The organism is Marichromatium purpuratum 984, from assembly GCF_000224005.2.
Classification (GTDB): domain Bacteria; phylum Pseudomonadota; class Gammaproteobacteria; order Chromatiales; family Chromatiaceae; genus Marichromatium; species Marichromatium purpuratum.
In genome coordinates, this window is sequence record NZ_CP007031.1 from 1455001 (window position 1) to 1468119 (window position 13119).

Here is a 13119-nt window from a genome sequence, read left to right on the forward strand (position 1 = left end):
TGCACCAGCTGTAACTGCGATGGGATGACGGAGAAGGCTAGGTCAGCCGGCCGATGGTAGTGCCGGTCCAAGCGAGTAGGGAGTGTCCTTAGGCAAATCCGGGGACACAATCCTGAGACGTGATGACGAGTTCCTACGGGAACGAAGTGATTGATGCCAAGCTTCCAGGAAAAGTCTCTAAGCTTCAGGTTACAGATGACCGTACCCCAAACCGACACAGGTGGGCAGGGTGAGAATCCCAAGGCGCTTGAGAGAACCCTGGTGAAGGAACTAGGCAAAATGGTACCGTAACTTCGGGAGAAGGTACGCCCTTGGTAAGTGAAGCGACTTGCTCGTGGAGCTGAAGAGGGTTGCAGTGACCAGGCCGCTGCGACTGTTTATTAAAAACACAGCACTCTGCAAACTCGTAAGAGGACGTATAGGGTGTGACGCCTGCCCGGTGCCGGAAGGTTAAGTGATGGGGTTATCTTCGGAGAAGCTCTTGATCGAAGCCCCGGTAAACGGCGGCCGTAACTATAACGGTCCTAAGGTAGCGAAATTCCTTGTCGGGTAAGTTCCGACCTGCACGAATGGCGTAACGATGGCGGCACTGTCTCCACCAGGGACTCAGTGAAATTGAAATCTCGGTCAAGATGCCGAGTACCCGCGGCTAGACGGAAAGACCCCGTGAACCTTTACTATAGCTTTGCACTGGACTTTGAACCTACTTGTGTAGGATAGGTGGGAGGCTTTGAAACAGTGGCGCCAGCTGCTGTGGAGCCAACCTTGAAATACCACCCTGGTATGTTTGGAGTTCTAACCTCGGTCCGTAATCCGGATCAGGGACAGTGCATGGTGGGTAGTTTGACTGGGGCGGTCTCCTCCCAAAGCGTAACGGAGGAGCACGAAGGTACCCTCAGCGCGGTCGGAAATCGCGCAATGAGTGCAAAGGCATAAGGGTGCTTGACTGCGAGACAGACACGTCGAGCAGGTACGAAAGTAGGTCTTAGTGATCCGGTGGTTCTGTATGGAAGGGCCATCGCTCAACGGATAAAAGGTACTCCGGGGATAACAGGCTGATACCGCCCAAGAGTTCATATCGACGGCGGTGTTTGGCACCTCGATGTCGGCTCATCACATCCTGGGGCTGAAGTCGGTCCCAAGGGTATGGCTGTTCGCCATTTAAAGTGGTACGCGAGCTGGGTTTAGAACGTCGTGAGACAGTTCGGTCCCTATCTGCCGTGGGCGTTGGAGACTTGAGGGAAGCTGCTCCTAGTACGAGAGGACCGGAGTGGACGTACCCCTGGTGTTCCGGTTGTCACGCCAGTGGCATTGCCGGGTAGCTATGTACGGACGGGATAACCGCTGAAAGCATCTAAGCGGGAAGCCCCTCCCAAGATGAGGTCTCCCTGGGCACTTGATGCCCCTGAAGGTCCGTCGAAGACCACGACGTTGATAGGCAGGATGTGGAAGCGCGGTAACGTGTGAAGCTAACCTGTACTAATTGACCGTGCGGCTTGACCATATAACACCCAAGTGCGTTGCAGGGCATCGGCTCACGCAACTGCCGACAACGATCTGAACCGAATTGGTCCTGTCCGAGATGATCGGGCAAGACAAAGCAGTTTTCCTGGCGGCCATAGAGTCCTGGACCCACCTGATCCCATCCCGAACTCAGAAGTGAAACAGGACCTCGCCGATGATAGTGTGGGGCCTCCCCATGCGAAAGTAGGTCACTGCCAGGACCTTATCCCGAAACCCCCGAGCACTCTGTGTTCGGGGGTTTTACTTTGTGCGGCGGAAAAAGCCGCCAGCCGCCAGCCGCCAGCCGCCAGCCGCCAGCCGGAAAGATTGAACCGCAAAGACCCAAAGGACGCGAAGGAATATCGGGGATGTGCGGCTGATGCCGCGGCGCGTGCGAGTGCGTGGCCTGCGTTCGGTGCTTGCCCCGGCGCCGATCGCCGTTCCTCAGCAGACGTTGACGCTGGTGAGCGGACAACCCAACCGACGGGGCTGTGAGCCGGACGTCGACCGCCTCCCAGGTTCAAAACCCTTCGCGCCCTTCGCGGCTTTGCGGTCCAATCTTCTGGCCGCTGGCCTTCAATCCCCCTCGCGATCGGAGAATGCTCGATTCAGTGCTTCCTGGTACTGCATCCGGGTGATTGCGTTGAGGCCCTGTCCGCGTCCCTCGTTCAGTCGGGTTTCGAGTAGCCTGAGTCGTCTGGCCGCCTCGGCGCGTGCCTGTGGGTCCTCGATTCGGGCGATGAGCGCTTCGGTGTCGCGGATCTGACGCAGGGCTTCGATCTCCGGTGGGATGAACCCCGCCCCTTTGAGCAGACGATAGCCGGCGCGCAGGTGCTCGGGGACCATGGCGAGATCTTCTGTCGGCAGTGGTTTGCCGCTGCCGGGCAGATCGTCGAGTTCTCCCCGTGCACGTGCCTGTTCGATATGACGCTCGGCAATTTGATCGATGAGATCCATGAGGCGTAACGCTTTCGATTGATTGATTGATCGACTGGGATTGTAGCTTGCCTGCTGTCATCTCGTGGTCATCGACCAGTCATGCCTTGGGCGTAGATTGCACTTACTAAGGGTATGCTCAGGCGGGGTAAAGTGATGTTGAATCGACGGTCGCTGATCGAGGACAGACGGGATGGCCTGCGCGAGTCCATGATCGAGTTGGGTGAGCGGGTCGCCGGGATGGTGGTCGAGGGACTCGAGGTCTTGCGTACACGGAACTTGCCGCGCGCGCGTTCTCTGGTCGCGGCCGATCAGGACATCAATGACGCGCGTCGCGCGCTTGAGCAGGAGGCATTGTTGATCCTCGCCGCCCATCATCCGGCTGGGGGCGATCTACGGCTGGTTGGTGTGTCGTTGGAGATGGTCTCGGAACTCGAACGTATTGCCGATCATGCCGCCGATCTCGGGCGATTGCTGTTGAGACATCCGGGTTGGAACCCTGATTCTCTGGCGCTCGCCTCTCTCTTGAGCCTGGGCGAGAACAGCAGGCGCTTGCTCGATGCGGTGCTCAATGGTTATTCGAGCGGTACCGGAAACGGCATTGCTTCTGCTTCATGGATGGCGGATTTCGCGATTGATCGTCATGTTTTGTCGACAAATGGCCGCATCATAGCGGCACTGCATACAAATCCGGCGAGTGCGAGTGACCAGGTGGCGCTACTCTGGATGTCGCATCATCTCGAACGTATCGCCGAGCGGGCGACCAACATCGCCGAGCAGCTGGCCTATATCGAGACCGGTAACCTCGAGGCGCTCGATTGAGCCAGAGTGATCTGGCCGCTGAACCTCGCCGTCGTACCCCTTGATCCTTGCCGATCCTCCCCGATCCTCAGCAATTGGGTGTCAGGTCGGGTGCATCACCGTGCTGATCTCCCGGCCTGCGAGGAGGGATTGAGTGATGCGTGTCCTGGTCATTGGTAGCGGGGTGATCGGTACCACCGCAGCCTATCAACTTGCCCGCGCCGGTGCCGAGGTGACGGTGCTCGAGCGTTGTGCCGGCTCCGGCCTGGAGACCAGCTATGCCAATGCCGGTCAGGTCTCGACCGGCTATGCCGCGCCCTGGGCTGCGCCCGGTCTGCCGCTCAAGGCGCTGCGCTGGCTGTTGACCCCGCACGCCCCGCTGCGGGTGCGACCGCGGCTGGACGCGGCGATGCTGCGCTTCATGGCGGCGACGCTTGGCAACTGTAACGCGCGCCACTATGCCCGCAACAAGGCGCGGCTGCTGCGCCTGGCCGAGTACAGCCGGGTCGCCCTGGGCGAGTTGCGTGCCGAGATCGGGATCGACTACGACGCCGGCCAGGGCGGAACCCTGCAACTGCTGCGTTCGGCGGCCCAGTTCGATCAGGCACGACGCGATCGCGACATCCTCGAGCGTGGCGGGCTGCGCTGCGATCTGCTTGATGTCGAGGGCTGTATCCGTCACGAGCCCGCGCTTGCCCGGGTCGCTGATCGCCTCGCCGGTGGCCTGCGCTTCCCCGATGACGAGACCGGCGACTGTCTGCGTTTTACCCAGGCGCTGGCGGGCCATGCGGCCAAGCTCGGGGTCGAGTTCCGCTACGGGGTGCGGGTCGAGGCGCTGCGTGTCCGCGACGGCGCGATCACCGGGGTCGAGACCGACGCCGGACCCCTGGTCGCCGATCGCTGTCTGCTCGCTGCCGGTTTCGATGCGGTGCGGCTGTTGCGCCCGCTCGGCATCCGCGCGCCGATCTATCCGGTCAAGGGCTATTCGCTCACCCTGCCGCTGCTCGATCCTGAAGCGGCGCCACGCTCGACCTTGATGGACGAGACCAACAAGGTCGCGCTGACTCGGCTGGGGGCCCGCTTGCGGGTGGCCGGCACGGCCGAACTCTGTGGCATGGATCTGCGGTTGCGGCGCGGACGGCTGGAGACCCTGCGACGGGTACTCGTCGATCTCTTCCCCGAGGCCGCTGATCCGCGCCAGGCCGAGTCCTGGGCCGGGTTGCGTCCGATGACCCCGGACGGTCCGCCGATCCTGGGCGAGAGCGGTTGTGCGGGGCTCTATCTCGATCTCGGACACGGCTCGCTCGGCTGGACCCTGAGCTGCGGTTCGGCGCGCCTGATCGCCGATCTGATGCTCGGCCGAGCCGCCGCGATCGACCCCGAGGGTCTGACCCTGGTGCGCTATCGCGGCGGCTGGCTGGCCGACTGAGCAGCTCAGAACACCTGGGTCGCGGCCACTGCGGCGAGTACCAGGAAGAGCGCGCCGGAGATGCGGTGCACCAGTACGATCGGCAACCGTGTGAGCAGTCGGCAGCCGACGAAGACCCCGAGTGCGGCGGTCAGTGCCATCGCCAGGTTGGCGCCGATCCACACCGGCAACGGGGCCAGGGTGGTGGCCATGCCGGCGACGGCGAGCTGGGTCTTGTCGCCCATCTCAGCGAGGAACAGCAGCAGGAAGGTCGCGACCAGGATGCTGTGCCCGGAGCGCTGCACCATCTTCTCGTCGCTCTCCTCCTCGTCCTCGGTGGTGCGTAGCGCGACGATTCCGAAGGTCGCGAACAGCACCGCGACCGCCGCGGCCAGCCACTGGTCGGGGATCCATTGGGTGAGCGCGGCGCCGAACAGCACCGCCAGGGTGTTGAGCAACAGGAAGGCGGCGAGCGCGCCGAACAGCACCGGCCAGTGACGGTGGCGGGCGGCGAGCGCCATGCACACCAGCTGGCTCTTGTCGCCCATCTCGGCGAGTGCGACAAGGGCGAAAGTAGCAGTCATTGCGCCGCCATCGGTCGAGATCATAGTGGTATCGATCATGCCGCTGCGTACCCCACGATCGCTTGGGGCGTGGCGGTGCACGGGGAACGGCGCTGGGCCGTGGTCGTCGGAGGTGACATCGGATGGGATCCTCGGGGCCGGGCGCAAGGCAAGGACAAGACTCGAACACGATGACGCGCGCCCGGCCCATTGGCCGTCGCGTTCGTGCTCGAGGTCTCGTCAAGCCCGTCGGGCCGCATCCGCCATGGCGATCGCCAAGTCTGTTGACGGATGCCCCGCGCGCTGCGCGGGAGACTACTCCCCTCGGAGTGGGGCGCGATTCTCGCCGCCTTGGGCGAAGGTGTCAAGTCAGCCGCCAGCCGCCAGCCGCCAGCCGCCAGCCGCCAGCCGCCAGCCGCCAGGGGATTGAACCGCAAAGCCGCAAAGGGCGCAAAGGGAAGAAGAGCCTCCAGCGATCAGCCGCCAGCCGCCAGTGGCGGGCTACCCACAAACACTGGCGTCAAGAACGTGCGCCACGGATGCGGGCAAGCCGTGCTGTCGTCGAGGGCACACCCCCGCTGGCTGCTGGAGGCTGGTCGCTTGCAACTCGAGCCCCTTTGCGCTCTTTGCGCCTTGGCGGTTCAATCTTCTGATCGCTGATCGCTGATCGCTGATCGCTGATCGCTGATCGCTGATCGCTGATCGCTGATCGCTGAGCCTTCGTAGGTTGGGTTGCCGTTTTCGGCAACCCAGCGTCTGCCTCGGGCGCCGGCCTGTCTCAGCGCTTGATGCGGACCCGCCAGGTCAGGGCGGTGCGTCCCTCGGCGGGGATCTCCAGACGCCACACCGCGAGGTCGGCGGCGGCCTTGGTGTGGTCGGCGCTCTCCTCGAGCATGCGCCAGTCGCCGGAGATGCGCTCGCGCACCTCGACCGTCGTCGCCGTGTCCCGGGCGTTGGCCAGTTCAAGCTCGAAGCCGAGTTCGACGGTGTCGTCGCCGATCCGTTCGAGGTCGGTCTGACGGCGCCGGGCGGTGACGTCGAAGCTCTCGCCGAGGGTCAGGGTGACGCGCTGATCGGTGGGGGTGTGATCGATGGTGTCCTCGCCGACGAACTGGGCCTGTCCGCCGCTGTCCTGGGCATAGACCCGGATCACCCCACGCGGCAGCGGCATGTCCGGTCCCGCGGCGTCGTTGACGAAACTCAGGGTGGTGCGTACCGGCAGGCGACTCCAGCCGTCGCCGTTGCGAGCGCCGAGGTGTCGTCCGCTCACCACCAGCAGGCGCTCGACCGGGATCGCCTCGGCGGCGAACAGCGCCACCTGCTTGGTCTGGTTGTTGAGCAGATCGGTGTGACGGGGCAGGGTGTAGAGATGATAGGCGTCGAGCTGTTCACGCGCGGGCATGGCATCCTCGGCCATGTTGACCCCGAAGCGTATGGACTTCATCGCCCTGACGCGCTCGCGCACCTGGTTGAGTTCGCCGGCGACGAGCTGGAGACGGGCGTCGCGATAGGCCACGCCGCTACGATTCTCGAGTGTGACCCAGGCGTTGAGGGTCATGCGATCGTTGTGCTCGGGGTCGAGTTCGGCGACATAGTCGGCCCGCCAGGACAGCCCGCCGCTGAGATAGGAGAGTTCGAGCGCGCGCTCGCCCGCCTCCTCGGTCTCGAGATGCAGCACCAGGGTCGGCTGATCGCGCAGGTCGGGAGGGACGTCGGGATAGATCAGGTGGCCGACCACCTCGGTCTCGATACGATCGGCGTAGCGCAGCACCACGCCACCATTGGCCGCCAATACCTGGGCACGTTCACGGGTGCGCTCGCCCTCGGCGTCGGTGCGTACCACCTCGATCTCGCGTCCGACGTACTTGTGCAGCAGGCTCTCGGGGGTGAGCAGGTCGTAGTCGAAGTTCTGTTCCAGCAGTCGCAGCGTGCCGCCGCCCTCGGGTGCGGAGAGCAGGGCCGTCTCCGGGCGGATCTCGGCCGAGACGTTGCGCCAGGCGATGCGGTTCTCGCCTGCTACAAGCTCGGTCCGGCGCAGGTCGCGCACCAGCGCCAGGTCCTCGTTGTAGATGGTCACCCCGAGACCCTCGCGGGCTGCGTCGTCGAGTCGCAACTCATCGGCGGCGCCGGCCTGGAGCGCGCCGCCGAGGGCGAGCGCGAGCGGGATCCGGGCGAACGGATGATGGCGGTCGGGCATGTTGCGGTCTCCTTATCCTGAGGGCGGATTAGCCGAGGGCGTGGAGCAGGACGACCTCGGGGCGGATGCGCCAGTGGGCGGGCGACTCGATGCCGCTGATCCGTTCTCCGACCCCAGGGGCGGACAGGTCGAGATCGTACAGCGCCACGCTGCGGCGCTGGTTGGCGTTCATGAACACTCGCACCACGGGCTGCAAGGGGCCCTTGCGCCCGCCGCCCACCACCACGCCGAGCAGGCCGCTCTCGAGCCGCACCAGGCTGCCGACCGGATAGATCCCGAGGCAGCGGATGAAGCGCTGGACCAGGTCGGCGTCGAAGTGGAAACGGCTCCACTCAAGCAGTTTGCGTAGCGCCAGATGCGGCTCCAGTCCGGTCTGATAGACCCGGTCGGCGGTGATCGCGTCATAAACATCGATGATCGCCGCCATTCGACCCTGGCGCGAGATCTCCAGCCCACGCCGTCCGCGTGGATAGCCCGAGCCGTCCATGCGTTCGTGATGCTCGGCGATCAGCCTCAGCGCGGCCTCGGGCATGCCGGGGAGCGTGCGCAACAGCTCATGGGCGTGCAGCACATGGCCGTGCACCAGGGCGAGTTCGTCATCGGTGAGTGCGCCTGGCTTGTTGACGATCGCCTCCGGGATCAGGCTCTTGCCGATGTCGTGGAGCAGGGCGCCGAGTGCGATCTCGGCGGTATGAGCGCGTTCGAGTTCGAGGGTGCGGGCAAAGGCGATGGTGAGGACCGCGGCGTTGAACGAATGCTCGAGGGTGTAGCGTCCGATGCGTCTGACCCGGGTCAGGCCGAGCAGGGCGTCGCGGTTGCGCTCGAGCGATTCCATCAGCGCCTCGATCAACTCGATCAGCGGCGGCAACTCGGGTGGTTGGCCTCGTCCGGCTTGCTCCATGGCGCGACGGATCAGCTCGAGGGCCTGACGTTGGAGCGCGCGCGCGCGGGTGAGTTCGGTAGCCAGCGAGGTCGGTGGTTGCTCCGGTGGCTGGGCGAGTGCAACCTGGGTCATTTTTTGCTCGAGATCCTGTTCGACCTCGTTCTGGGTCTTGGCGTCGGCGATGTCGAGGCCCTTCTCGGTGTTGATATAGAGTTCACGGATGCCGAGGCTGCGGATCTGTGCCAGTGCGCGCGCGTCCTCGAGGAGGAAGTCGCTGCGCGCGAGCGGATGATCGGACCAGCCGAAATTGAGGTCGTGGACGTGCATGCCGGGGCGCAGCTGATCGATCGCGATCTTCTTGATCACCGTGGACGGTCTCCGTTGTTCGGCGCGAGGTCGGGCTGCATGCCGACGCTCATGGCTGGGGCTGCAGCAGGTCCTCCGGGCGAATGCCCCAGCGTTCGGGGGGCTCGGCGCTGAGGATCGACTCCTCGGCCTCGATCGCGGGATCGGACAGGTCCAGGTCGTCGGGTGGAAGATAGCGACGGCGCTGGATGTCGAGCACCAGGCGCACCTTGGGGTGACGCACGCCGCTGCGCCCGGTGCCGACTACCACCGCGAGGCGTTGGCTCTTGAGCCGCACCAGGGTGCCGACCGGGTAGATGCCGACGCAACGGATGAAGTGTTGCACCAGCCCTGCGTCGAGGTGGTGGCTGCTCCACTCGAGCAGCTTGCGCAGCGCCCGGTGTGGGTCCATGCCCTTGTGGTAGACGCGATCGGAGGTGATGGCGTCGTAGACGTCGACGATCGCCGCCATGCGTCCGTATCTGCTGATCTGGTCGCCGGTCTTGCCGTCGGGGTAGCCGTTGCCGTCAATGCGCTCGTGATGCTCGGCGGCGACGGCCAGGGCCACTGGCGGGATGCCGGGGACGCGGGCGAGGATGTCGCGACTGTCGACGACGTGTCCGCGCATGATCTCGACCTCGGCCGCGGTCAGTCGTCCGGGCTTGTTGAGGACCTCGAGTGGGGTGAGGGTCTTGCCGATGTCGTGGAGCAGGGCACCGACGCCGATCTGGTGGATCAGCTCGGGGGAGAACTTCATCGTGGTGGCGAAGGAGGTCATCAGCACGGCGACGTTGACCGAGTGCTCGAAGGTGTAGCGGTCCATCCGCCGGATCCGCGTCAGCCCGAGCAGCGCGTCGCGGTTGCGGAAGATCGAGCCGACCATGCGACCGATCACCGGGTCGGTGCGTGCGACATCGATCTGACGGCCCAGGCGCACGTCCTCCATCAGCTCGCGGATCAACTGGTTGGCCTCGCGGTGGACCTTGCGAGCCTGCTCCTGCTCGTCCTCGAGGGTGGTTGGCTGGTGGCTGTCGGGGGAGTTGTCGGCGACCTCGACCAGCTCGCGCTCGAGCGCCGCCTCGACCTCCAGGCGGCTCGGTGCGCTGGCGACGTCGAGCCCCTTGTCGGTGTCGATGTAGAGTTCGCGGATGCCCAGGCTGCGCACCTGCGCCAGGGACTGTTCGTCCTCGATCAGGAAGTCGTTGCGCACATAGGGATGATCGGTCCAGCCGAAGTTGAGGTCATGGATGTGCATCCCCGGGCGAAGCTGATCGATACGGATCTTTTTGATCATGCCGTCTTGGAGCTTGTTCGTCGTGCCGGTACGAGCGCGTCGAGATCTCGCTGCCCGCTGGTTCGACGGACATCATACGATCAAACGCGCGCCCCGGGCAGTCCCGCCTCGGGGCGCGCGGCGCGATCAGTCGGCGCGCTCCGTCTGGCGTGTCGCGCCGGCTGCGGGGATGAGCTGCTCGGCGCGCAGGATGGTCTCCTTGGCCTCACCGTTGATCCACTGCTTCTCGCGTGGATCTCGCACGGCATAGCGTCCGGTGCGTTTCTGGTAGATCACATAGTCCTCGGTCTGCTTGATCTGCTTCATCGTGAACCTCTGGTTTCTCGTTGATACAGATGGTCGGCCGCGGTCGCGGCCGGTGCCGCCGGGGCGGGGTGACTAGCGACGGTCGTCGGGGTAGGGGCCGCGCGGCTGGCTCGGGTCGCGCTCGATCTCGATGCGGAACTGTGCGAGCAGCGCGGCGATGGCGCCGAGCGCGGTGAGCACCGGGGCGATCAGGGTGAGTGCTGCGGCAACACCGAGTCCGGCGTTGAGCGGGACGTCGGTGAGGATTTGGCCGCTGGGGCGGCGCACGATCAGCCGTCTGACGTTGCCCTGGCGCACCAGCTCCTTGATCTTGTCGACCAGCGCGCCGCCGGCGACCGTGAATTCTTCGTGGGTCGGTCGTCGGTGATCGTCTCTCATGGGTAACTCCTCGATGTGTCTGGCTTGAGTGATCGAGACCGGGCGATGCCCGATGGTGTCTCAGTTCGTCGTGCGTGTCGCGGGAAAGGTTCCGTCGACATAGACCCAGTGTCCGTCGAGCCGGATGAAGCGGCTGCGCTCGTGCAGCCGATGGGCGCGACCACCGATCTTGTAGCGGGCGACGAACTCGACCGTGCCCTGATCGTCGTCGGGGCCGCCGGCGCTGCGGGCGAGGATGCGCAGTCCGAGCCAACGCGGTGGCGGGTCGTCGGGGGTGAGGTCGGGCGGGCAGTGTTCGGGGTGCCAGGTGGCGCGCAGATAATCGTGCGCCTCCAGGGTGAAGGCGGTGTAGCGCGAGCGCATCAACTGCTCGGCGGTCTCGGGCCGTGCCTCCCCGGCCAGATAAGGCCCGCAGCAGGTCGCGAGTGTCTTGCCGCTGCCACAGGGGCAGGCGCTCGTCGTCATCGGGTCTGGCGTGTTCATGCGGGCCATAGCGGTCCGGCCTCCATGGCGAGGAGTTGTTCGCGCAGCTGGGCGATATGCTGTTCCCAGTAGTGCGTGGTGGCGAACCAGGGGAAGGCGACGGGAAAGGCCGGATCCTGCCAGCGCCGTGCCAGCCAGGCGGCGTGGTGGATCAGGCGCAGGGTACGCAGCGCCTCGACCAGGTGCAGTTCGCGCACGTCGAAGTCGCAGAAATCCTCGTAGCCGGCGAGCACGTCGGCGAGCTGTCGGCTCTGCTCGGCACGGCTGCCCGAGAGCAGCATCCACAGATCCTGTACCGCCGGGCCGCTGCGCGCATCGTCGAAGTCGACGAAGTGCGGTCCGGCGTCGGTCCACATCAGGTTGCCGCGATGGCAGTCGCCGTGCAGCCGGATCTCGCGCACCCGTCCGGCGCGCGCATGGCACTCGGCGACCGCCGCGAGGACGCTGGCGCTCACCTCGGTGTAGGTCTCGCGCAGCTCGGCGGGGACCCAGTCCTGATCGAGCAGCAGCGCGCGCGGGCCGGTGCCGAAGGCCTCGATGTCGAGTCGCGGGCGGTGCGCGAAGGGGCGGGTGGTGCCGACGGCGTGGATGCGGCCGATGAAACGCCCGACCCACTCCAGCACCTCGGGGTCGTCGAGTTCGGGGTCGCGCCCGCCGCGTCTCGGGCTGATCGAGAAACGATGTCCGGCGAAGTGGTGCAGGGTGTCTCCGTTGATGCGTTGCGGCGCGATCGCCGGGATCTCGCGCTCGGCCAGTTCGGCGGCGAAGTCGTGTTCCTCGGCGATCGCCGCGTCGCTCCAGCGTCCGGGGCGATAGAACTTGACCACCACCGGCGTGGTCTCGTCGAGACCGATCTGATAGACACGGTTCTCGTAACTGTTGAGCGCGAGCATGCGCCCGTCGGGGACCAAGCCGACCGACTCGATGGCATCGAGGATGCGGTCGGGGCCGAGGTCGGCATAGGGTGTGGGATCGGTTGTATCCATGACACGATTCTACGCGGATCGTCGCCCGCTCGGGGAGCGCGACCGGATATCTTGTCGCGATCCGGTTGGCGTCGTTCGGGCGCCGCGTCATCACCGAGGAGCCCTGATGAAGCTGCGCACGACACTGCTCCGCATCCTGCTCGCGCTGTGCCTGCCGCTCGTCGCGGATGCCGCGCCCTGGCGGGTGTTCGCCGTCGGTGACCTCCCCTACGGCACCTCCGAGCTGGCTGGGTTGCGCGCGCTGTTCGCGCATGCCGTGGGCCATGGCAGCCCCTTCCTGATCCATGTCGGGGATATCAAAAGCGGCTCGCAGCCATGTACCGACGCCCAGCTGGCGGGGATCGCCGGGTTGTTCGCGGCGCAGCCGGTACCGGTGGTCTACACCCCGGGCGACAACGAGTGGACCGACTGCCACCGTCTGCTGGCCGGCAGCCACGATCCGCTGCGGCGACTCGCGCGGGTGCGCGCACACTTCTTTGAAGACCCCGCCGTGCTGCGGCTCGGGCAGCTCGGCGCCCGGGCCGCAGCGCCCGACTACCCCGAACTCTACCGCTTCGTCCATCGTCGGGTGATGTTCGTGGTGCTGCATGTGGTCGGCAGTCACGATGGCGCGCGTCGGGCCGATCCGCGCGCGCAGGCCGAGTCGGCGGCGCGCCGCGCGGTCAATCGTGCGTTGTTGCGCGAGGCGACCGACGCGGCCCGCACGGCGGGACTCGCGGCGCTGGTGGTGGTCTTCCACGTCGACCCGCTGTTCGAGCGCCGTCGCGCGCCGCGGGCGCTGGGCTGGGTGCGCGAGGCCCTTGCCGAGACCCTGACGCGCTTTCCCGGGCCGGTGCTGGCGCTGCACGGCGACACCCATCGGCTGCGTCACGACCGCCCGCTGCAGGGCGGGGCGGGTGGTCGGTTGGTACGTGTCGAGGTGCCGGGGTCGCCCTCGATCGGCGGGGTCTGGATCACCATCGATCCGACCGCCGACGAGCCCTTCCAGATCGAGCCGGTGTGGGCGCAAGGGTGTGATCTCGATGGTGAGAATTGA

General features: G+C 65.7%; 12 protein-coding genes, 2 rRNA genes and 1 riboswitch (1 of these 15 only partly in view). Of the genes, 5 read left to right on the plus strand and 9 right to left on the minus strand.

The window, feature by feature from the left end; genetic code table 11:
- Both MARPU_RS06560 and rrf read left to right on the plus strand, forming a co-directional pair.
- Positions 1 to 1504, plus strand: a 23S ribosomal RNA gene (locus MARPU_RS06560); it begins 1382 nt to the left of the window's first position.
- A gap of 104 nt (positions 1505 to 1608) precedes the next feature.
- Positions 1609 to 1724, plus strand: a 5S ribosomal RNA gene (rrf, locus tag MARPU_RS06565).
- A 355-nt stretch (positions 1725 to 2079) separates the two neighbouring features.
- On the opposite strand, the gene MARPU_RS06570 is transcribed toward rrf, so the two are convergent.
- Positions 2080 to 2460, minus strand: a complete 381-nt coding sequence (locus MARPU_RS06570; RefSeq protein WP_005224554.1) for a DnaJ family domain-containing protein — start codon at positions 2458 to 2460, stop codon at positions 2080 to 2082.
- Between the two features lie 135 nt (positions 2461 to 2595).
- Here MARPU_RS06570 and MARPU_RS06575 point away from each other — a divergent pair, with 135 nt between their 5' ends.
- Together MARPU_RS06575 and MARPU_RS06580 are read left to right on the plus strand one after the other, a co-directional pair.
- Positions 2596 to 3261 carry a phosphate signaling complex PhoU family protein gene (locus MARPU_RS06575; protein WP_005224555.1) on the plus strand — a complete coding sequence of 222 codons (666 nt, stop codon included), beginning with the start codon at positions 2596 to 2598 and terminating at the stop codon, positions 3259 to 3261.
- A 136-nt stretch (positions 3262 to 3397) separates the two neighbouring features.
- Positions 3398 to 4669 carry a D-amino acid dehydrogenase gene (locus tag MARPU_RS06580; RefSeq protein WP_005224556.1) on the plus strand — a complete coding sequence of 424 codons (1272 nt, stop codon included), beginning with the start codon at positions 3398 to 3400 and terminating at the stop codon, positions 4667 to 4669.
- A 5-nt stretch (positions 4670 to 4674) separates the two neighbouring features.
- Here the strand turns inward: MARPU_RS06580 and MARPU_RS06585 are convergent, their stop codons facing one another.
- The 8 genes from MARPU_RS06585 to MARPU_RS06620 all read right to left on the minus strand — a co-directional run bounded on the left by MARPU_RS06585 (position 4675) and on the right by MARPU_RS06620 (position 12083).
- Positions 4675 to 5271, minus strand: a complete 597-nt coding sequence (locus MARPU_RS06585; protein ID WP_005224557.1) for a TMEM165/GDT1 family protein — start codon at positions 5269 to 5271, stop codon at positions 4675 to 4677.
- Positions 5272 to 5453: 182 nt separating this feature from the next.
- Positions 5454 to 5547, minus strand: a riboswitch (yybP-ykoY riboswitch).
- A gap of 442 nt (positions 5548 to 5989) precedes the next feature.
- Positions 5990 to 7408: a DUF4139 domain-containing protein gene (locus MARPU_RS06590; RefSeq protein ID WP_005224558.1), complete on the minus strand. Its 1419-nt coding sequence runs from the start codon at positions 7406 to 7408 to the stop codon at positions 5990 to 5992.
- A gap of 28 nt (positions 7409 to 7436) precedes the next feature.
- Positions 7437 to 8657, minus strand: coding sequence for an HD-GYP domain-containing protein (locus MARPU_RS06595; protein WP_005224559.1), 1221 nt, complete (start codon positions 8655 to 8657; stop codon positions 7437 to 7439).
- 49 nt (positions 8658 to 8706) lie between these two features.
- Positions 8707 to 9930 (minus strand): HD-GYP domain-containing protein, encoded by a 1224-nt coding sequence (locus MARPU_RS06600; protein WP_005224560.1) that lies wholly within the window; start codon positions 9928 to 9930, stop codon positions 8707 to 8709.
- 126 nt (positions 9931 to 10056) lie between these two features.
- The gene (locus MARPU_RS06605) at positions 10057 to 10236 is read right to left on the minus strand and encodes a hypothetical protein (RefSeq protein WP_005224561.1); all 180 of its coding nucleotides are present in this window, start codon (positions 10234 to 10236) and stop codon (positions 10057 to 10059) included.
- 72 nt (positions 10237 to 10308) lie between these two features.
- Entirely contained in the window at positions 10309 to 10614 is a 306-nt protein-coding gene (locus MARPU_RS06610) for a DUF4342 domain-containing protein (RefSeq protein WP_005224562.1), read from the minus strand.
- A 60-nt stretch (positions 10615 to 10674) separates the two neighbouring features.
- The gene (locus tag MARPU_RS06615) at positions 10675 to 11106 is read right to left on the minus strand and encodes a YchJ family protein (RefSeq protein WP_005224563.1); all 432 of its coding nucleotides are present in this window, start codon (positions 11104 to 11106) and stop codon (positions 10675 to 10677) included.
- Entirely contained in the window at positions 11094 to 12083 is a 990-nt protein-coding gene (locus MARPU_RS06620; RefSeq protein ID WP_005224564.1) for a serine/threonine protein kinase, read from the minus strand. The genes MARPU_RS06615 and MARPU_RS06620 overlap by 13 nt, the downstream gene beginning before the upstream one ends.
- A gap of 106 nt (positions 12084 to 12189) precedes the next feature.
- Here MARPU_RS06620 and MARPU_RS06625 point away from each other — a divergent pair, with 106 nt between their 5' ends.
- Positions 12190 to 13119 (plus strand): hypothetical protein, encoded by a 930-nt coding sequence (locus tag MARPU_RS06625; protein WP_005224565.1) that lies wholly within the window; start codon positions 12190 to 12192, stop codon positions 13117 to 13119.